Source organism: Streptomyces sp. Xyl84, assembly GCF_059731885.1.
Genome location: NZ_AP029183.1, coordinates 1,137,089 through 1,156,735, shown reverse-complemented (window position 1 = coordinate 1,156,735; position 19,647 = coordinate 1,137,089). Strand labels below are relative to the sequence as shown.

16 protein-coding genes are annotated in these 19,647 nt (G+C 73.3%); 8 read left to right on the top strand and 8 right to left on the bottom strand.

Going from position 1 to position 19,647, the window contains the following annotated elements:
* Nucleotides 1-121: 121 nt before the first annotated feature.
* Complete coding sequence (locus tag AC6I72_RS36450; RefSeq protein ID WP_498005946.1) at nucleotides 122-1,186, bottom strand: alpha/beta fold hydrolase; 1,065 nt, start codon at nucleotides 1,184-1,186, stop codon at nucleotides 122-124.
* Nucleotides 1,187-1,352: 166 nt separating this feature from the next.
* Complete coding sequence (locus AC6I72_RS36445; protein WP_498005944.1) at nucleotides 1,353-1,847, bottom strand: SsgA family sporulation/cell division regulator; 495 nt, start codon at nucleotides 1,845-1,847, stop codon at nucleotides 1,353-1,355.
* A gap of 334 nt (nucleotides 1,848-2,181) precedes the next feature.
* On the opposite strand from AC6I72_RS36445, the gene AC6I72_RS36440 reads away from it, so the two are divergent.
* Nucleotides 2,182-3,156, top strand: a complete 975-nt coding sequence (locus AC6I72_RS36440) for an alpha/beta hydrolase (protein WP_498005942.1) — start codon at nucleotides 2,182-2,184, stop codon at nucleotides 3,154-3,156.
* Nucleotides 3,157-3,230: 74 nt separating this feature from the next.
* Here the strand turns inward: AC6I72_RS36440 and AC6I72_RS36435 are convergent, their stop codons facing one another.
* Entirely contained in the window at nucleotides 3,231-5,975 is a 2,745-nt protein-coding gene (locus tag AC6I72_RS36435; protein ID WP_498006457.1) for a helix-turn-helix transcriptional regulator, read from the bottom strand.
* A gap of 459 nt (nucleotides 5,976-6,434) precedes the next feature.
* Between AC6I72_RS36435 and AC6I72_RS36430 the strand changes: the two genes are divergently transcribed.
* From AC6I72_RS36430 to AC6I72_RS36420, 3 genes are all read left to right on the top strand, one after another.
* Nucleotides 6,435-6,872: a WhiB family transcriptional regulator gene (locus AC6I72_RS36430; RefSeq protein WP_498005940.1), complete on the top strand. Its 438-nt coding sequence runs from the start codon at nucleotides 6,435-6,437 to the stop codon at nucleotides 6,870-6,872.
* Nucleotides 6,873-7,045: 173 nt separating this feature from the next.
* Nucleotides 7,046-7,516: a cupin domain-containing protein gene (locus tag AC6I72_RS36425; RefSeq protein WP_498005939.1), complete on the top strand. Its 471-nt coding sequence runs from the start codon at nucleotides 7,046-7,048 to the stop codon at nucleotides 7,514-7,516.
* Between the two features lie 59 nt (nucleotides 7,517-7,575).
* Nucleotides 7,576-8,145 carry a TetR/AcrR family transcriptional regulator gene (locus AC6I72_RS36420; protein WP_498005937.1) on the top strand — a complete coding sequence of 190 codons (570 nt, stop codon included), beginning with the start codon at nucleotides 7,576-7,578 and terminating at the stop codon, nucleotides 8,143-8,145.
* A gap of 114 nt (nucleotides 8,146-8,259) precedes the next feature.
* On the opposite strand, the gene AC6I72_RS36415 is transcribed toward AC6I72_RS36420, so the two are convergent.
* Nucleotides 8,260-8,853 carry a TetR/AcrR family transcriptional regulator gene (locus AC6I72_RS36415; protein ID WP_498005936.1) on the bottom strand — a complete coding sequence of 198 codons (594 nt, stop codon included), beginning with the start codon at nucleotides 8,851-8,853 and terminating at the stop codon, nucleotides 8,260-8,262.
* A 64-nt stretch (nucleotides 8,854-8,917) separates the two neighbouring features.
* Entirely contained in the window at nucleotides 8,918-9,931 is a 1,014-nt protein-coding gene (locus AC6I72_RS36410) for a class I SAM-dependent methyltransferase (RefSeq protein ID WP_498005934.1), read from the bottom strand.
* 200 nt (nucleotides 9,932-10,131) lie between these two features.
* Between AC6I72_RS36410 and AC6I72_RS36405 the strand changes: the two genes are divergently transcribed.
* The 4 genes from AC6I72_RS36405 (at nucleotide 10,132) to AC6I72_RS36390 (ending at nucleotide 14,579) form a co-directional block, all read left to right on the top strand.
* A complete protein-coding gene (locus AC6I72_RS36405; protein ID WP_498005932.1) occupies nucleotides 10,132-10,317 on the top strand; it encodes a hypothetical protein in 186 nt (61 codons plus the stop codon).
* Nucleotides 10,318-10,938: 621 nt separating this feature from the next.
* The gene (locus AC6I72_RS36400) at nucleotides 10,939-12,015 is read left to right on the top strand and encodes an alpha/beta fold hydrolase (RefSeq protein WP_498005930.1); all 1,077 of its coding nucleotides are present in this window, start codon (nucleotides 10,939-10,941) and stop codon (nucleotides 12,013-12,015) included.
* Nucleotides 12,016-12,353: 338 nt separating this feature from the next.
* Nucleotides 12,354-13,241 (top strand): Bax inhibitor-1/YccA family protein, encoded by an 888-nt coding sequence (locus AC6I72_RS36395; protein WP_498005929.1) that lies wholly within the window; start codon nucleotides 12,354-12,356, stop codon nucleotides 13,239-13,241.
* A gap of 102 nt (nucleotides 13,242-13,343) precedes the next feature.
* Nucleotides 13,344-14,579: a cytochrome P450 family protein gene (locus AC6I72_RS36390; RefSeq protein WP_498005928.1), complete on the top strand. Its 1,236-nt coding sequence runs from the start codon at nucleotides 13,344-13,346 to the stop codon at nucleotides 14,577-14,579.
* A gap of 223 nt (nucleotides 14,580-14,802) precedes the next feature.
* On the opposite strand, the gene AC6I72_RS36385 is transcribed toward AC6I72_RS36390, so the two are convergent.
* The 3 genes from AC6I72_RS36385 to AC6I72_RS36375 form a co-directional block, all read right to left on the bottom strand.
* On the bottom strand, nucleotides 14,803-15,384 hold the full coding sequence (locus tag AC6I72_RS36385) for a DUF308 domain-containing protein (RefSeq protein ID WP_498005926.1): 582 nt from the start codon (nucleotides 15,382-15,384) through the stop codon (nucleotides 14,803-14,805).
* A gap of 42 nt (nucleotides 15,385-15,426) precedes the next feature.
* Entirely contained in the window at nucleotides 15,427-17,007 is a 1,581-nt protein-coding gene (locus tag AC6I72_RS36380; protein WP_498005924.1) for a DUF6351 family protein, read from the bottom strand.
* Between the two features lie 297 nt (nucleotides 17,008-17,304).
* Nucleotides 17,305-19,608: an ATP-binding SpoIIE family protein phosphatase gene (locus tag AC6I72_RS36375; protein WP_498005923.1), complete on the bottom strand. Its 2,304-nt coding sequence runs from the start codon at nucleotides 19,606-19,608 to the stop codon at nucleotides 17,305-17,307.
* Nucleotides 19,609-19,647: the final 39 nt, after the last annotated feature.

Here is a 19,647-nt window from a genome sequence, read left to right as displayed (position 1 = left end):
CGGACGGGGGTGCGTCCGGCCGGCCAGGGGCCGGCCGGCGGACACGTGTCGGAGGCGGCCCGGCTCAGAGGTGATCCCTCACAGGCGATTACCCGGAGGGGGTCGGCTCGAAGGTGGTGGCTCAGAGGTGGTCGGCCTCGACGACGGCCTGGGCGAAGGCGGTCGGGGCCTCCTGGGGCAGGTCGTGGCCGATGCCCTCGAGCGTGTGGTGCTGGTACTTGCCGGTGAAGAACTTCCGGTACATCGACCCGTCGCCCGGAGCCGCGGTGAACGGATCGCGTTCGGCGTCGAGAGTGACGGTGGGCACCGAGATGTACGGCTGCGCGGCGAGCTGCTTCTCCAGCCGGTCGTAGCGGCGTTCACCGTCGGCGAGACCGAGCCGCCAGCGGTAGTTGTGGATCACGATCGCGGCGTAGTCGGGGTTCTCGAAGGCCTGGGCCGTACGCTCGAAGGTGGCGTCGTCGAAGCCCCAGGTCGGGGAGACGGTGTCCCAGACCAGCCGGCACAGGTCGTGCCGGTCGTCCTTGTTCTCCATGGCGAGGCGGCCCCGCTCGGTGGCGAAGTAGTACTGGTACCACCAGGCGTACTCGGCCTTGGGCGGCAGCGGCGTCTTCTGCGCCTCGACATTGGTGATCAGGTACCCGCTCACCGACACCAGCGCCTTCACGCGGTGCGGCCACAGCGCCGCGATGATGTCGGCGGTGCGCGAACCCCAGTCGAAGCCGGCGAGCACCGCCTTCTCGATCTTCAGGGCGTCCATCAGGGCGATGATGTCGAGCGCGATCGCCGACTGCTGGGCGTTGCGGAACGTACGCGAGGACAGGAAGCTCGTGGTGCCGTGCCCGCGCAGGTAGGGGACGATCACGCGGTAGCCCTGCGCCGCGAGCAGCGGGGCGACGTCGACGTAGCTGTGGATGTCGTAGGGCCAGCCGTGCAGGCAGATGACGACGGGTCCGTGGTGGGGTCCCGCCTCGGCGTAGCCGACGTCCAGCAGACCGGCCTTGACGTGCTTCAGCCGCTCGAAGGAGGTGTGGGTACCGGGCGCGATCGTGGGGATGGTCGGCACCGGCGCGCCGCCGCCCCGCTGCGAGGCGGCAGAGGCGGCCTGGACGCCCTGGAGTCCGACCAGCGAGGCCGCGGCCGTGCCCAGGCCCACGGCCTTGCTGAAGTTCCGCCTGTTGATCATGTGAATCCTCCGTCGTGCGTTCGTCGTACACCCTCGCCGCCCGCCGCGCCGGCAGGCGCGGGAACCGGCGGCCGAGGCTTGTTCGTGGGATCACCGCGGGATCTGCGCGATGACTGTCACACAAGCTTCGTCACCTGTCAAACAGGTGACTCATTATCTCCCGGAGTCAGTCGGACGGCACTTCGGGGCCGTCGAGCAGATCCGCGAGAAAGGTGTCCAGATCCAGCCGGCTCGTCTCCGTACCGGCCGGGACGAGCCGGTAGGTGTCGTCGAGCCACTCCGCCAGCGGCGGGACGGGAAGCTCGAAGAGGGCTCCCACGTCCTTCGACATGAGCTGCAGCCAGGCCGTCGCCCGCTCCTCCAGGTGTGAGGGCCACACCTGGATGTCACCGACACCGCTCATCGAGTGGAGGCCCTGGTAGAGCAGGTCGCGGCCGATGCGCCAGGTGGCACGGGGTCCGCCCTCGATGAGGAAGGTGACGGTGACGACCAGCGGCGAGAGAGGGTCGTACCGGAACTCGGCCCGGGTCTCCTGCCACTCCATCGCGTCCAGCATCCGGTGGATGTCCAGGCGGAGCAGGGGCAGGCTCTGGGGGGCGGATCCGGACGGGGTCGCGGATGCGGTGTGCTGGGTCCGCACGTCGTGGTGATCGCCGCTCATGACGAAATGTCCTTCCGTGAAGCGGGGGCTGGCGGTCTTCACTCTCGCCCCGGCCACCGCTCGGGCACATCAGTCACTTGACGGTGAGAGACGGCGGGGTGTCCGCGGCGGGGTGCGCCGGGCGCTCGCGGGACCGGGGCCGCGCCGGTGCCGCCGCAGGCGGAGGAGTGCGGGACTTCGGTGCCCGCGCGGCGGCCGGGGCCCGGCCCCGGGCCGGGCGGCGGGGAACATTAAGTCATTCGACTGTTCCGGCCGTCCGGCGGCCTGAACGATGCTTGGACGGTCGCCCGCATGCCGGTGCCGGATGTCCGCTCCCCGTTCGGAGGACCCAGCTGTGAACAGTACCCCCGTCGTCTTCGTCCACGGAGCGTGGTTCCACGCGCTGTCCTGGGAGGCGTGGGCCGAGCGTTTCACCAGCAGGGGCTTCACGGTGTGGGCGCCCGGCTGGCCGGGCGAACCCGACTCGGTGCGCGAGGCGCGCCGCCGTCCCGACGTGCTGCGCGGTCTCGGCCTCGACGCCCTCACGGACCACTTCGGACGTCTCGCGGCGTCCTTCGACGAACCGCCCGTGCTCATCGGGCACTCGGTGGGCGGCCTCGTCGTCCAGCACCTCCTGGGCCGCGGCCTGGGCCGGGCGGCGGTGGCCGTCGCGCCGGCCCCGATCGCGAACGTGGCACCGCAGGTCGGCCGGGACCGGCCGGGGCCGGCGGGCGCGACCGGTGCGGAGGATGCGGCGGGTGCCGTGAGTGCCGCGGGCGCGGCCGACGGCGGTACGGCGTCGGCCGCCGGCACGACGATGTACGGCGGCACAGCGGCGTACGGCGACACGACGGCCTCCGGCGGCCCGGCGCCGTACGACGACACGACGGCCTCCGGCGGCCCGGCGCCGTACGACGACACGGCGGTGCCCCTGTCGCGCGAGGAGTTCCGGCGCGTCTTCGCCAACACCGTCGGCGCGGAGGAGTCCGCCCGGCTCTACGACCGGTACGTCGTCCCGGCGCCCCGCCGCCTGCTCACCGATCTCGGCCAAGGCGGTCCGGCCCCGCACCCGCGCACCGTCGCCGACGTCGGCAACACCGTCCGCGGGCCGCTGCTGCTGATCTCGGGGCAGGAGGACCGCGTGGTGCCCGACTCCCTGACCCGGGCCGTCTACAAGCTGTACGGCGACTCGGTGGCGGTGAGCGACCTGAAGCAGTTCGCCGACCGCGGCCACACCCTGACCGTGGACAGCGGCTGGCGGGCGGTCGCCGACCACGTCCTCGACTGGCTCGCCGAGCAGGGGATCCACGCGGGCGGCCCTGACCGGTGACCGGCCGGCCCCCGTGCCCCGCCCGCCCCGGCCCGCCCGGAACGGAGCGGGCGCGGTGCGGCGCGGTGCGCGACTCAGTCCTGCGCGGTCTCCTGGGCCTTGCCGAGCGCGTCCCGCAGCGCGGCGCGCGAGGTGATGCCGAGCTTGGGGAACACCCGGTACAGATGGGAGCTGACGGTGCGCGGCGACAGGTGCATCCGCTCGCCGATCTCCTTGTTGGTCAGCCCGCTCGCGGCGAGGTCGGCGATCCGGCGCTCCTGCCAGGTGAGCGTGGACAGGTGCGCGGACGCGGCGCGCGCCGAGACACCCGACGCGCGCAGCTCTGTGCGGGCCCGTTCCGTCCAGGTCGCCGCACCGAGCCGTTCGAACGTCTCGGCCGCCATGGTCAGGAGCCGGCGCGCGGCCTTGGGACCCTGGGTGTGCCGCAGCCGGATGCCGTGGGCGAGCCGGATCCGGGCCGCCTCGAACGGGAAGTGGGCGGTGGCCGGATGGGTCTCGGCCCGCTCGTACATCTCGGCGACCTCCGTCTCGTCCGTGGCCGTCATCGCGAGTGCCCCGTAGGTGATCATGGCCAGGCGGGGCGAGACGGCGGGCAGTCCCGCCTCCCGCGCGGCGACCGCGTGCCGCCTGGCCTGCTCGGAGCGGCCGGTGTGCACCGCGGCCTCGACCAGGTCGAGCAGGGTGCGCGCGGCCTGGTGCCCGTACGGCGTGAACGTGCCAGGCGAGGTGATGCCGATGGCGTGCAGGTAGGCGGCCTCGTAGTCGCCTTCGCTCAGGGCCGCGGCGGTACCGGCGGCGTCGGCGAGCTGGGTCAGGAAGCCGACACCGCGCGGGCGGGCCCAGGAGTCGACCATGGCCTGGAGTTCCCGGGCACGCTCGGCCTGCCCCCGCTGCGCGGCGACCAGCGCCAGATAGGCCCGGGTCTGCTGGGCCAGCAGCGTGTACCCGTGGGACCCCATCAGGTCCAGGCCGCGCTGACCGGTGCGTTCCGCCTCGTCCCACTCGCCGACCGCCATCTGGTCGAGCATGATCAGGTGCAGCATGGTCATCCCGACCCCCATGGCGCCCGTCTCCAGCTCGCGCTCGACGATGCGCTGCAGGTGCGGGCGGTACTGGCTGAGGATGTCCACGTGGTAGGCGCAGACGGCCAGGCGCATCACGTCCCAGGGCTCCAGCTCGGAGAGGTCGGCGAAGGCCCGCTCCACGCGGTCGGCCAGGCCCGCGCCGTGCAGGACGACGTCGCCCCAGGCGTCGCGGTAGATCAGCGAGCGCTCCGTCACCAGGTCGCCCAGGGAGTCGAGCAGTTCGCGCGTCTGCCGCCACGACTCCGGCTCGCCGGCGTACTGCTCGATCCCGAGCAGCAGGTTCACCAGCCGCAGCAGGACTTCGGGGGCCTCGCGCCCCCCGTTCGCGCGCAGCTTCTCGATGGCGGCGGCGACCTGGCGCCGGGAGGACCGCACGTCCCCGTCCTCGTACCACGACATGTAGGCGACGGTGGCCACCGACGAGGGGCTCTCGTTGCGGCCGGTGGGCAGTTCGGCGTGCAGGAGCTGCTGCGCCTGGTCCAGCAGCCCCGCGTACCCGGCCGTGAACGCCGCGTTGCTGAGTCTGCGGGAGCGGCCTTCGTGGCTCTCGCTCAGCTCCGCGGCACGGGTCAGCCAGGTCACCGCCGTCACCGCCGCGCCGCGCCTGGTCGCCGAGTCCGCCGCGGCCTCCAGGGCGGCTGCGACCTCCTCGTCGGGGTCGATCGCCGCGGCCGCGAGGTGGGTGGCCCGGCGCTCGACGTCGTCGTGGTGGATGCGGGCGAGGTCGGCGTGGGCGGCCCGCCGCTGGTTGGGGGTGGCCAGCTGGACCACGGTGGAGCGCACGAGCGGATGGCGGAAGACGAAGTCGCCGCCGGCCGGGTCCGTCTGCAGGAGTCCGGCCGCCACCGCCTCGTCGGCGTCGCGCATGCGGTAGCGCCGCGCGGGGGTGTGCGTGGCCGCCGCCGAGGTGCCGACTCCGTCGAGGGCGCCGCGCAGCAGTTCCTGGCGCACGGCGTCGCCGAGGGCTTCGACACGTGTGCCGTACACGTGCTGGAGGCGCCGGGGCAGCGGGACGCTCTGGAAGGCGAAGGCGCCCAGCGGCCCTCGGCCGGACCGGTCGCCGTCGAGGAAGGGGGGCAGTTCGAGCAGGGCCAGCGGATTGCCCCGGGCCTGGTCCAGGACGAGCCGGCGGACATGGGGGTCCAGGCCGGGGTGGCAGGCGTCCAGGAGTTCTCCGGAGGCCGCCTCCGTGAGCGCCGGGACCGGTTCCTCGGGCAGCGCGGCCGTGTCGAAGCGCGACGGGACGTCGGAGCGCAGGGCGATCAGCAGCTTCACCGAACTGCCGGTGAGCCGGCGTCCCGCGAATCCGCACACCTCGGCGCTGGACGCGTCGAGCCACTGGCCGTCGTCCAGGATCACCAGCAGCGGCTTCTGCGAGGCGGCGAGGGAGAGCAGGTCGAGCACGGCGATGCCGAGGGTCATGACCGACGGCGGCCTGCCCTCGGTCTGTCCGAACACGGCGTCGAAGACGGCCCGGTGGCCCTCGTCCAGGGCCTCGATGTGGGGCAGCAGGGGATAGAGGATCTGGTGCAGCCCGGCGAACGGCAGATCCGACTCCGCCTCGACCCCGGCGGCCCGGATCACCTCGTGCCCCTCGTCCGCCGCCAGTGCGGCGACATCGTCGAGCAGGGCGCTCTTGCCGACCCCGGACTCCCCCCGCAGGACGAGTGCCTGTCCTGCGGCGGCGGTGACGAGACCGGACAGCCGGGCCCGCTCGTCGTCCCGCCCGATCATGGTGACGAGCGACTTCACGGCGCCCCACTCCCTTCACCGCCGGACCGGGCCCGCGGCCCCGCGTCCGCATCACCTCGCGCGGCGCGGACCCGGGCGGAGAACCGGTCTCTTCGCTGGCCCCCCGGGCGGCGGCTGTGTCGCATGCCCGCTCCTCCCCCTCGAACCCGCACACGTCGAGCAGCGTAAGCACACCAAAGGGTGCACGTCGTCCAGAGTGGCCGGAAAGTCACCCTTGCCGGTCAGACTAAACAGACCGCAAAGTCCGGTCAATCGAGTGGCAGGAGCGGTCGTCCGGGACGGAACACCCTCGCCGGGGCTCCGAAACCCTGAACGACCAGCGACATCCGGTCAGATGCTCCGGTGTCCGGTCCCACCATATCTGGGTTAGGGTCACACATATCTGCACCGTCGAGACATGTGCGCAGTGCGCGCATGGACGAGCCATGAGGTGAGGCCGCAATGGAGTGGGCTGTCAGGGGAGCGTGCCGCGGGAGCGCCGAGCAGATGTTCGCCGAGGGCGCCGCGCAGAACGGGGCGAAGAGCGTGTGCTACCGCTGTCCCGTGCGCATCGAGTGCCTGTCCTACGCACTGGACCGGCGGATGGAGCACGGCGTGTGGGGCGGCATGACGGAACGCGAACGCAGGGCGCTGCTGCGCCGCAACCCGGCCGTGGTCTCCTGGCGGCAGGCCCTGGAGAAGGCGTACGCGGGACATCAGGCCGCGGCACCGGAGGCCACCGTACGGGAGGCCGCCGTGCGCGAGGCCGCGGCACGGGAGGCCGCCGTGCGCGAGGCCGCGGCACGGGAGGCCGCCGTGCGCGACGCCACTGTGCGGGAGGCCACCGTGCGCGACATCGCGTCCCGGCTGGACCGCCCCGGCCCCGGGGCAGCCGCCTGATCCGGTCCGGACACCGGCGTGGCCGGATCCCGCTCTTGCAGCACGGGGAGGGAGAACACGTATTCTCCCTCATGACAGAACGACCGTTCTTTCCGTCTCTCCTTGCAGGTCGTTCTTCCTTCTGTCCCCGCCTTCCGTGCCCGTCCTTTCTCCGCCGACCCGAGGGAATGAACATGTTCGACCGTCGCGCTCTCATCCGTACCGGTGGGGCGGCCGCCGCCGGTGCCTTCGGCATCGCCGCGCTCACCTCCGCCCAGCAGGCCGCCGCCGCCCCGCCGCTCCCCCACGACCACCCGGTCGGCCCGGTCGACCCCGCCGACCCGACCGCGGGTGTCACCCGCACCCTCCTCCAGCAGCACCCCTCGCCCGCCCCGGGCTGGGCGGCGGTGCAGACCCTCGTGCAGATCCCCCGGCACAAGCAGTCGGGCCGGCACAGCCACCCGGGGGTGGAGGTCGGCTACATCGTCCGCGGCGACGTACTGATGGAGTTCGACGACGCGCCCGCCCTGCGACTGCGCACCGGAGACCCCTTCTTCATCCCCTCGGGCGCCATCCACAACGCCCTCAACGTGGGAACCGTGACGACGATGATGCTCTCGACCTACGTCGTCGACGAGACGAAGCCGCTCGTGACCACCTACTGATCCGGCGGCCCCGCCGACCGGGCACCGTCCCCGCGCCCGGCGCTCTGTACTCTGTGGCCATGACATCGGGCGCCACCGAGAAGCCCCATCCCCGGGAGCGGTTGCTGGCCACCGCGGGCCACCTGTTCTACACGCGCGGCATCCACACCGTGGGCGTCGAGCAACTGGTCGCGGAGGCCCAGGTCACCAGGGCGACCTTCTACCGCCACTTCGCGGGCAAGGAAGGGCTGGTCCTCGCCTGTCTCCAGGAGCGGGACGCGCGGGTCAGGCGGGCGGTGGCGGCCGTCCTGGCCGCGCACCGGGGCCGCGACGCCCTGCTGGGCATCATGGCCATGGTCGGCGAGAGTGTCGACCGGCCGGGATTCCGCGGCTGCGGCTTCCTCAACGCCGCGGCGGAGTACCCGGATCCGGAGCACCCTGTACGCAGGTGTGTGGCCGAGCACAGGGAGTGGTTCCGGGGCGTCCTGCGCGATGTGGTCAGCGACGCCGGACACCCCGAGCCCGACCGGCTGGCACGGAACCTGGTCCTGCTGAGGGACGGCGCCATGGTGGGCGGACACCTGGACCGAGGGCAGGACGCGGCGGCGACACTGCGGCGGGCGGCACAGGAGCTGCTGGACGCCGGCTGACGCGCCGCGTCCCCGCCACCCGCCCGCGGCACGCGACCGGCGCCCCGCAGCCGACGCCGCCCGACCCGTGCCGCTCAGCGACGCCGCCCCACCCGTGCCGTCAACCCGTGCCGCTCAGCCGCGGTCCCCCGCCGGGGCCCGGAGCGGCTCGATCGCGGCGGCGAGGGCCGCTTCGAGGTGGTCGGTACGGCCGGTGGTCTGGAGCATCAGGGCCCCGCCCTGAACGGCGGTGAGGACGACGCGGGCCCGGTCGGCCGCCGAGCCGTCCCCGGGGAGCATCGCCTCGACGCCGCGCGACAGAGCCGCCTCCCAGGTCTCGAATAGCTCCGTGACCACCGCGCCGGCCTCGGCCGAGGTCTTCCCCAGCTCGGTCGTGAGGCTGCCCAGCGGGCAGCGCCGGCCCAGCTCCGTGTAGTGCCCGAGCACGGCCCGGCTCCACTTCTGCCAGGCCTCCCAGCTCGACAGGTCGTCCAGGTAGGGCTGCTGCGCCTGGAGCACCTGGTCCGCCTCGTGCCGCGCCACGGCCACGAGCATGTCGGTCCGGCCGTTCGGGAAGTAGTGGAACAGCTGGCTCTTGCTCGTGGACGTCGCCGCGCGCACGTCGTCGAGGGTCGTCTCCGCGGCGCCCTTCTCCCTGATCAGCAGCGCGGCGGCGACCACGATGCGCATCCGCGTCGCCGCGCCCTTGGCTGTCATCCCCTTGCTCATGCGGTCCATCATCACACACGAGTGGACCCGAGGGTCCATTCAGTGTGGACGGCGGCGGCCACGCTCACACCGGCGGCCGCCTGGCCGCGACCAGCACCGGGCCACCGGGAACGGTGGGGAAGGTCCGTGCCTCCCCCAGCCCGGCGGACTCGACGGCCGCCGTCATCGCCGCGGTGTCGTAGGAGTTGCCGCCGTTGCGCACCGCGGCCCACCGGCCCACGGACCGCAGCAGCGGTTCCCCGGAGGCCGGGTTGGTGCCCGCCACCAGCCAGCCGCCCGGCACCAGGGCCCCGGCCAGGCGGGGCAGCGCGGACGCGAGGGCCTGCTCGGACACGAACGGCGCGGGCAGCCAGACCAGTTCGTAGGCGTCCCGCTCCGCCAGCTCCGCGACGTCCTCCTGGCGCAGGGTGATCCGGTCCGCCACCACCGCGGGCACCGCGGCCAGTTCCGCGCGCGCCAGCCGCAGCACCCGGTCCAGTACGTCGATGCCGGCCACCCGGGCCTGCGGGAAGCGTTCCGCGAGGACGGTGGCGAGCGCGGCCACGCCGGTGCCGACGTCGAGGATCCGTGCGTCCGGCGCGGCCAGCCGCTCCGCCAGCCCGGTGAGCCGCGGCACCACCTTGTCGGCCAGTGCCCGGCCGGTGGCGGCCGAGGCACGGCCCTGGTTCAGCAGCACCTCGTCGCTCTGCGCGGCCCAGCCGCCGTACGCCGAACCGTCCGGGCCGCTCGGGCCGTCCGGGCCGGCCGCGGCGGACACCGCCTGGCGCAGCGCGCTCAGCCGCGCCTGGACCGCGCTGCGCGCCGTGGGCCCGTCGGCCGGCACCAGCGACGGGTGCACGGTGAACCCGGTGCCGTCCGGGCGCACCAGGCCCGCGCTCTCCAGGACGGCGGTGCGCTGCGGGTCGGCGGCGAGCACCTCCGTGAGCGGGGTGTCCAGTGCGTCCCGCAGGGTGCCGACGAAGGCGGCCAGGGCCCAGGCGGCGGCCTCCAGGGCGGCGGCCGGACTGGGGCCGAGGCGCAGTACCGGCTCCGGCACCGGATCGGGGAAGACGGACACCTGCTCGGGAACTCGGGACACGGGAAACCTCCGTACGGCATGGCGACACGTGGATGCGGGGACACGTGTTTCCTCACCACAGTACGGTGCCGCCGCACGGAAACCTCCCGCACACACCGAGACATGCGTCACCGGCTTGACAGGTGACGCGCAGGGGTGTCAGACTTCCGGCATCCGGACACGACGGAACCATCCGCCGCGGAACCCAGCGGAGGTCGAGGATGAACATCAAGATCACGGTGGACAGCGCGGCCGCGGCCCGTCAGGCGCGGTTCGGCAGGCTGCCCGAGCGCATCTCCTACGCCGACATGGTCGAGGAGAAGCAGGCGAGCCCGCGGAACACGGCGGACGGCGCCTACGACCCGGAGGTGCGGTTCAACTGCCTGGCCGCCGATCTGGGCCTTTAGAGCTGCGAACAAAAGTGGGCCCCGGCGGTCGGTGTCCGGCACGCGCCCTCGCCGCGTTGCCGGAAGGCCCTGACAGCTCCGCTACAAGGACCTTCCGGCGCCTTGCGATCGCACGCACCGGACACCGCCCGCTGATCGGAACCCACTTTTGTTCGCAGCTCTTAGGCCCGGCCGGACGGACGGCCGACGGCACCCCGGCCGGGAGCCGGATTCACCGTCACCGGGTTTTTCTCACCCCTGACGTGAACCCCGCCCGGTACCGGGCCCGTTGAGCCATATAGAGACCCCCCGCCGCCATGGTGATCAATTGGCTGGCCTGGCGGCGGGGTCACGGGATGGCCGCCTTCGCTCACTTCCCCCGAAGCGATGGCGGCCATCTCCAGGATCCTGCGCGCTCCGCCGTACACCCCTGTGTCGGAGCGCGACAGGTGCGGCCGGTGCCTGGGACTCCACACCGAGCCGCAGCGGTCGGCGGCCAACTGCCGGGCACGCCGACCGCACCCGGGCGCGGCACACGGCTCTGCGCGCGCCCGGACCGCGATGCCCCGCTCCCTGCTTGCCATGCCTTCGGAGCGGGGCATCTCTCTGTTCCCAGGAGGACACATGTCAGGAGGGCGCACAATGATCAGCAGACGCGGACTCACCCGGATTCTGGCCGCGGCGGCGTCCGGGGCGGGGATCGTACCGGCGGCCGGCCGCGCCGCCGCGGCGCAGACCGCCCCCGCCGCGCAGACCGCCCCCGCCGCGCAGACCGCCGCCGGCAAGGAGGCCGGGCCCGGCGCACACACCTCGTCGGCGCTCGGCCCGGTGCGGCATGTGCGTACGGACGTGCTGGACGTCGCGTACCACGTCGCGGGACCGGCCGACGGTGCCCCGGTGATCCTGCTGCACGGCTGGCCGTTCAGCCCCGTCGGCTCCTACGCCGAGGTCGTCCCCGCGCTGGTCCGCCAGGGCCACCGCTGCTACGTGCCCTATCTGCGCGGTCACGGCGGAACCCGCTTCCTGCGCCCGGACACGTTCCGCTCCGGGCAGCAGGGCGCGCTCGGCGCGGACCAAGTGGCCTTCATGGACGCGCTGGGGATCCGGCGGGCCGTCCTCGCCGGTTACGACTGGGGCGGGCGGGCCGCCGACGTCGCCGCGGCGCTGTGGCCGCAGCGCTGCGCCGGGCTGGTCTCCGTGAACAACTACCTCATCCAGGACATCGCCGCCGCCCAGACGCCGCTGGCCCCCTCCGTGGAGTCGGGGTACTGGTACTTCTTCTACTTCCTCACCGAGCGCGGACGGGCGGGGCTGGAGCAGAACCGCAAGGAACTCGCCCGCGTCGTCTGGCACCGCAACTCTCCCGAGTGGCAGTTCACCGAGGCCGAACTCGACGAGGCCGCCGCCCTGTGGACCAATCCCGACTACGTCGACATCGTGATCCACAGCTACCGCCACCGGCTCGGCGCAGCTCCCGGCGACCCCCGGTACGCGGAGATCGAACGCAGGCTGGCCGGCCGGCCGCCGATCACGGTGCCCACCGTCACCCTCGACGGCGCGGCGGACGGCGTCATCCCGTGGACCGACGGCACATCGTCCGCCGCCCACTTCACCGGGCCCCGGGTGCACCACGTGATCCAGGGCGCCGGGCACAACCTGCCCCAGGAGCGGCCCGACGCGTTCGCCTCCGCCGTCCTCGAAGTCTCCGCCCTCTCATGAGCACCCCGGCACCGGACGAGAAGAACACACCACCGGGCCGCAGCCTCCTCGACCAGGCACGCGTCTCGTACGAGACACACATGCGCACCTGTGCGCGGTGCGCGCGGGACGACCAGGTGTGCCGGGCAGCGGAACTGCTCAAGCGGACCTATGACAACTTCCGGCGGACGGCGCGGCGTTCCCGGGGCGCCGCGTTCCGCGACTCACCGGAAAATCACCAGTCAGACAGGTGACATCCCTTGCCTTTCCTTGCGTCACCTGTCAGAGTGGTGACGCAAGGAAAGGCCGCCGTACCCGGCACACCTGCCACCCGTACGGCACACGAGGAGGACACCGACATGAGGACCAGCAACCCGATCTTCTCCCGCAGGGGTTTCCGCCGCGAGGGCACCCAGGACCCGGCCGCGCGGCAAGCGCGACCGCAGCCGGTCGCCGCCGCGGTCACCACCGCGGCCGGCACACCCCGTGCCGACGAGTGGACGGGCAACCCGTACGCCGCCGGCGGTGACTTCTCCCCCGCCAAGGACACGTCCGCCGCGCGCACCTCGATGACATTGGACGACGTCGTGGTCCGCACGGCCGGAACGCTCGGCACCGTCGCCCTGACGGCCGTGCTCTCCTGGATCCTGCTCCCCGTGGACGAGGCCGGCATCGGCCGCTCCTACGGCATCGCCGTCGGCGCCGCGCTCGTCGCCTTCGTCCTGTCGCTCGTGCAGACCTTCAAGAGCAGGCCCACCCCCGCGCTGATCCTCGGCTACGCGGCCTTCGAGGGTGTCTTCCTCGGCGTCATCTCCAGTGCCACCTCGACGTACATCTCCCCGGGCGTCGTCGTCCAGGCGGTGCTGGGCACCTTCGCGGTCTCGGCCGGTGTGCTGATCGCCTACCGGATGCGCTGGATCCGCGTCACCCGCCGCTTCTACGGCTTCGTCCTGGCGGCGGCCACCGGCTTCCTCCTGCTGATGGCGGCCGACCTGCTCTTCTCCGCCTTCGGGGCCGGGCACGGCCTCGGGTTCGACAGCGGCGCGCTCGGCGTGGTCTTCGGCATCGCCGGCATCCTCCTGGGCGCCGCCTTCCTCGCCCTGGACTTCAAGCAGATCGAGGACGCGGTCGCCTACGGTGCCCCGCGCGAGGAGTCGTGGCTGGCGGCCTTCGGGCTCACGCTGACCCTGGTGTGGATCTACCTGGAGGCGCTGCGTGTCCTGTCCCTGCTCCAGGGCGACGACTGACCGCCCACGGCGGGCCCGCACCGGCCCGCCCGCGGTGAACCTTCCCGCCGCGCCCTCCGTGTTGCCGATGAACCCACAGGAGTCCGGCACGAGGAGAGACGTATGACGACGCAGGCCCGGGGAGTCCCCGAAGCCGACGGCCGGGTGGTGCTCAGCCCCGAGTTCAAGGCGGACGCACCACGGCACTACGCACGACTGCGGGCCCTGGGCCCCATCCACCCCGTGCGGTTCGCCCCGGGACTGGACGGCTGGCTGGTCGTCGGACACGACCTGGCCCGCACGGCCCTGACCCACCCGGCACTGCGCAAGGACGCCACACCGGCCGCCCCGACCCTGGAGGCGGCCGGTTTCGTCTTCCACCGGCCCCAGGTCGGCCTCGGCGCACAGATGCTGGAGTCCGACCCGCCCCAGCACACCCGGCTGCGCCGCCTCGTCTCCAGCGCTTTCACCCCGCGCCGCACCGCCGAACTCGCCCCGCGCGTCGAGCAGATCGCGAACGATCTGCTCGACGCGCTCGCGTCGTCCGGCGAGACGGACCTCGTGGAGGCGTTCACCGCTCCCCTGCCGGTCACGGTGATCGCCGAACTGCTCGGCGTACCGCCGGAACACCGCGAGGACTTCCGCCGCTGGTCCTCCCTCGCGCTCCAGGTGACCGACCCTGGGCACCGTGCCGCCCTGACGGGACTGCACACGCTGCTGCGCGGCCTCATCGAGGACAAGCGCGACGCTCCCGGGGACGACCTGCTCTCGGCCCTCGTCGCCGTCCGCGACGAGGACGACGGCAGGCTCACCGAGGACGAACTCGTCGGCACCGCGATCCTGCTGGTCGTCGCCGGCCACGAGACCACCGTCAACCTCCTGGGCAACGCCCTGCTCTCCCTGCTGCGCCGGCCCGACCAGCTCGCGACGCTGCGCGTACGCCCCGACCTCGTGCCGGGCGCGGTGGAGGAGTTCCTGCGCCACGACACCTCCGTGGAGCGCTCCTCGAACCGGTACGCGGCCGAGGACCTCGAACTCGGCGGTGTGCACATCCCCCGCGGCAGCATCGTCGCGGTGGCCCTCGGCTCCGCCGGGCACGACATCCCCCTGCCCGACGGCGGCGATCCCGCGGTCCTCGACGTGACCCGGCCCGCCGCACGGCACCTGTCGTTCGGCCACGGCATCCACCACTGCCTGGGCGCCCCGCTGGCGCGCCTGGAGGCGGCCATCGCCCTGCGCACGCTGCTGACCCGCCTGCCCCGCCTGGAACTCGCGGTGCCCGCCGAGTCACTGGCCTGGATCCCGTCCGGGATGATGCGCGGCGTGCTGTCCCTGCCGGTGCGCTACCGCAAGGTCTGACCCGGGGGCCGGACGACCGGGTCCTACCGCCGGGAGGACGACCGGGAGGACGAGCGCAGGACGGCCGGCAGGGAACGTGGAGGGGAACGCCGGACGCCGGAGGGAACACGGAAGAGAAGTCCAAAGGGAACGACGGAACGCCTCGGCCCGCACCGTGTGCACGGTGCGGGCCGAGGCGTGTGAGGCGGGTGACGCCCTGTCAGGAAGTTGTCGCCCCGTCAGCTCAGGCCGTCCGGGTCCGCAGCTGGCGGGCCTTCCAGGCCAGCAACCCGGCCTGGGCGATGAAGAACACGCCGCCGCCCGTGGCGTAGACGGACAGCACGTCGAGCGAGGGGTTCTCGCCCGCGGCCTGGATGACGTAGAAGGCGCCGACCAGGACCGACAGGCCGCCAGCGATCAGCATCGGCCACTGCTTGCCCAGCTCGGGGCCGCGCCGCCGCAGGCCGACGATGACCTGGGCGACTCCGGATATGACCGCCCAGGCGCCGAACGTGGCGAGCACCGCCGCCACCCCGCCGGCTCCCGCCACGCCCACCGCGACGGCGGCGAGGGTGCTGAGCACTCCGTTGAACGCCGTGACGTTGCGTTCCGATCCCTCCGGGAGGGCGCGGTGGTCGATCAGCGAGGACACCGCGTCGATCAGCGGGTAGACGACCAGCAGGCTGATCGCCGCCGCGCCGAGGGTGTCGTGGGCCCCGGCGAAGGCCACGGCCCAGGCCACGGCCAGGACGCCACGGCCGAGGTACAGCTTCAGCAGGGAGGAGCGTTCGCCGTCGGTGGCGGTCGCCGGGGTGTTCGCGGTCATGGGGAGCCGGCCTTTCTTGGTGGCTTGTCGGGGAGGGTCAGGTCAGTGCCGGCCGGCGGGGACGCAGCGGAAGTTGCGGGCGTCCGCCGGGTCGCCGTGGCCCTTGTAGTGGGACACGAGGGGGTAGCGGCACAGGTCGCGGGTGAGCGTGACGCCGTCGGCGTTGGTGAGGGAGGCGGTGAGGGTCTTGGGCGCCTTGCCGTGCTCGACCCACTTGGTCAGGGCCGCCAGGTCGTCGACCTTGCCGTCCATGAGGCCGCAGTGGGCCGTGCCCGGGGCGAGGAAGAGACGGTAGAAGTCGTCGACGCGGTGCGTGCCGCCGAGCTCGCGCTCGACGCGCTCGCGGTAGTCCACGGTGCCCTGGGTCGGGATGAAGGGGTCGGCCTGGCCGTGGTAGGTGAGGAGCTTGCCGCCGGACTTGCGGAAGGCCGACAGGTCCGGGTCGTCCGTGCCGATGATCTGGTCGTACTCGGCCTGGGACTGCTTGAACAGCTGGGTGAACTCGCTGTACGTCAGCTTGGTGACGTCGAGGCCGGGCTGCTTGGCCACCCAGGAGGCGGTCCAGGCGGCCGGGACCGGGAACGGGCCGGCGCCGGCGAGGCCCGAGAAGTCGGCGCCGACCGGCAGGCCGTACCAGAGCTTCTTGCCCGAGGCGGTCCGCGGACCGTCCCAGATCTTGCGGACCACGGCCGCGTCCGCCGCCGTGATCGTCTCCTCCTTGCCCTCGCAGACGACCTTGGTGCCGATCAGACGGCGCGGGTCGAAGTTGCAGTGCGCCGCGTCGGAGATCAGGCCGTCCTTGACGCCGTCGAGCTTGTCACAGGCCTTGAGGGCGGCCTGGTTGAAGGCCTTGAACTCGCAGTCGCTGGGGCGGTTCTTCTCCTGGTTGATCACCACCTGCGGCCACAGGGTGGCGACCTCGAACTCGTCCCAGTTGACGGCGGGCGCGTTGGCGAGGATGCCGTCGTAGTCACCGGGGTGGCGCTGGGCCTCCATGTAGCCCTGGCGTCCGCCGGTGGAGCAGCCGTTGAAGTACGAGTAGGCGGGGGACGTGCCGTAGAACCCGTCGATGACCTGCTTGGCGACGAGGGCGGCCTCGTGCTGCGAGCGCTCGGCGAAGTTCTTCAGCAGGCCGGTGTTCACCTGGCCCTTGCCGTCCAGCGCCCACCCGAAGTCGAGGACGTCACCGACACCCGCGTCGGTGGTGGCGGCGGCGTAGCCGTTCTTGACGGCGGTGGCGAGACCGACACCGTTGTCACCGGCGGCGTAGGCGCTGCCGCCGAACGCCTGGAGGCGGCCGTTCCAGCCTTTGAGGGGCAGCCACGTCTGGACCTTGGCGTGGTCGTCGTCGCCCGGGTGGGTGAGGGTGACCGTCACCTCGCAGAAGGCGGGGACGTCCGTGACCGTGCCCTGCAGGAGCCCGGTGCCGGTGATGGTGCCGCCCGGCCGGCTGACCGCGGTCGCCGCCTCCACCTTGGTTCCGGCCGGGGCCTTCACGGAGACGGTCGAGCAGGTGGGCGAGGTGGAGGCGGGGCTCCCGGTGGCCGCCGAGGCGCCGGCCGGCAGGTACACCGCCGCCGCCAGCGGCACGCCGGCCGCGAGGACGGTCAGAAGTCGTCTCATGACGTTCCTATCGTGAAGTGTGTGGTGCCTGGCTGTGGCACACATGTGCGGTCACAGCGGCAGGGCGCGAGGCGGTCCGTGTCCGTCCGCCGCCTGGGACCCCCGCCCGTTCGGCTGGGAAGAGACTGACACGGAATTCGTCACCGGTCAAGCTGGTGACGACTCGTCCCGGGGGGCGACACGACCACTGTGCCCCCGCAGCCGCGGGGGCACATCAGTCACATGACGGTCAGTCGCCCGGATACCTCGGCCCGCACACAGGTGTGTCATCGGGGTGTACGGGAGTCAGGTGTTGAGTCATCCGACCGGCCGGCCGGGTCCCTCCGGGCCGGTGGCGCGGCGCTCCTGCGCCTGCGGGATGTCCATCTCCAGCCACACGGTCTTGCCGCGCCCGTTCGGCGAGGTGTTCCAGGTGTCGGCCAGGGCGTCGACGAGGAACAGCCCGCGCCCGTGTTCCGCCCGCGCGCAGCCCTCCTCCGAGAGGGAGTAGAGGGCCGGGACGGGCGGATCGCTGGCGGAGTCGCGTACCTCCAGGCGGATCCGGTCCTCGTAGACCCGCAGCCGCACGTCGACGTCGCTGCCGGCGTGGACGAGCGCGTTGGTGACGATCTCGGAGGTGACGAGTTCGACGTCGTCCGACAGGTCCGCCAGGCCCCAGCCGCACAGCCGCTCGTGCACGAACGCCCGCGCCTGGCCGACACCGCGCAGGTCACGGCGCTGGATGGAGAGGTGTCCGGTCCGGGGCACCTGCCGGGTGTCCAGGCCTTCGTAGCGGGCCAGGAGCAGTGCCGCGTCGTCGCGCCGGCCGCTCGGTCCCGCGGCCCGGCCGAGCAGGCGGTCGGCCAGGCCCTCCAGATCGGTGCCGGACGCGTCCCCGGCGGCGCCGAGCAGGGCTGCTGCCTCGTCCTGGCGGGGGTCGAACAGACCGTCGGAGTAGAGCACCAGCACCGACCGGTGCGGGATCGTGTGTTCCCGCGCCCCGTAGGCACCCGCACCGGGGCCGGGCACCCCGAGCGGTACGTTCGCCGGGGCGTCCAGCGTCCGCACCGTGCCGTCGGGCAGCCGCAGCAGCGGTGCGGGGTGGCCCGCCAGAGCCACCTCGGCCGTCCCGTCCTCCGGATCCAGGGCGACGACGCAGCAGGTGGCGAGGGTGTCGGTGCCGAGCCGGGCCAGCAGTTGCGAGGTCCGTTGCAGCAGCGCCGCGGGCCCGTGGCCCTCGGTGGCGTAGGCGGCCACGGCGCTGCGCAGCTGGCCCATCGCGGCGGCGCTCTCCATGGTGTGGCCCTCGACGTCGCCGATGACGAGCGCGACCCGGTCGTCGGGCATCCGGATCACGTCGTACCAGTCGCCGCCGACCTCGGCGGTGGCCGTGGCGGGCTGGTAGCGGGCCGTCGTGGTGAGGCCGGGGACCTCGGCGAGGGTAGGCGGCAGCAGCCTCTTCTGGATGCCCTCGGCGAGCGCGTGGCGCCGGGCGTTCAGTTCCACGCGCTCCACCGCGGAGCCGAGCAGTCCGGCCATCATGGTCAGCACGGCCCGCTCGGCGGGCGAGAAGACCCGGGGCCCGGAGTAGGACAGGCAGCACAGGCCGACGACGTGCCGGCCGCCGGTGATCGGGACGTCCACGACGTGCCTGCTGCCGACGAGCGGGAGGTGCGCGGTGACGGGACCGGCGCCGGCCCGCGCCGGGCGGGGCGCCGCGGGGCCCGGGCCGTCGGCGAGCAGCAGCGCGTTGCCGCGCGCCGCGCGCGCGGCGGGGGTGCGGGTGTGCAGGCCGCAGCCGTGCAGTTCGCGCACGAGGCCGGCGGAGTCGCCGCTGTGCCCGATGACCCACAGGCGGCCCTCGGTCACGCAGGACAGCACCATGGCGCGGGCCTGGAACGGCGACATGACGCAGAACCGCGCGGCGGCGGTGACGTGCTCCCTCGTCGTCGCCCGGTTGAGCAGGTCGGCCAGGCGCTGCAACGGGTACATCAGGCTGCGGCCCGCCGATCCGGGGACGCCCGGCGTGCCCCAGGGGCCGTCGGGGTCGGCGTCGGCGGAGGACTCGGCGCCCAGTACGGGGACGAGGACGGGCAGGCTGGCGGCCGTCACGGCGGCGCCCCGCCGGCGCAGTGCGGCCAGGGCGGTGGCGAGCCGGCCGGCGATCCGTGCCAGTTCCGCGCGCCGCCCGGGTCCGTAGCCGTCGGTGCCCTCGGGGCGGAGCACGGTCAGGCTGCCGAACCGCTGCCCGGCGGCGGTCAGCGGGGCCGCGGCGGCGAGGTAGGGGTAGGGGCAGACGGTCGTGCCGGGCCCGTGCTCGTGCGGTCCGTCCGGATCGGCCAGGACCGCGACCTCGCCGCCGGCCAGGGCGCGGGCGGAGGCGTAGGGGGCGTCCAGCGTCATGCGTCCGGGCAGGGTGAACACGGAGGGCGGGCCGCCGCCGATCATGGCGATCCACAGTTCGGTGCGGTCGGGGCTGAGCAGGTAGACGGCGGCGGCGACCGCGTCCAGGCGCTGCGCGGCCTCCCGGACGGCGTGGTGCAGTGCCGCCGCCAGGTCGTCGCCCAGAGTCCCTGCGGCGCCGCCCTCGTGGTCGTCCTCGACTGCTCCGCTGCCGCTCACAGAGGTGTTTCCTGCTCCAGGGGAGGGGGACCGGGATCC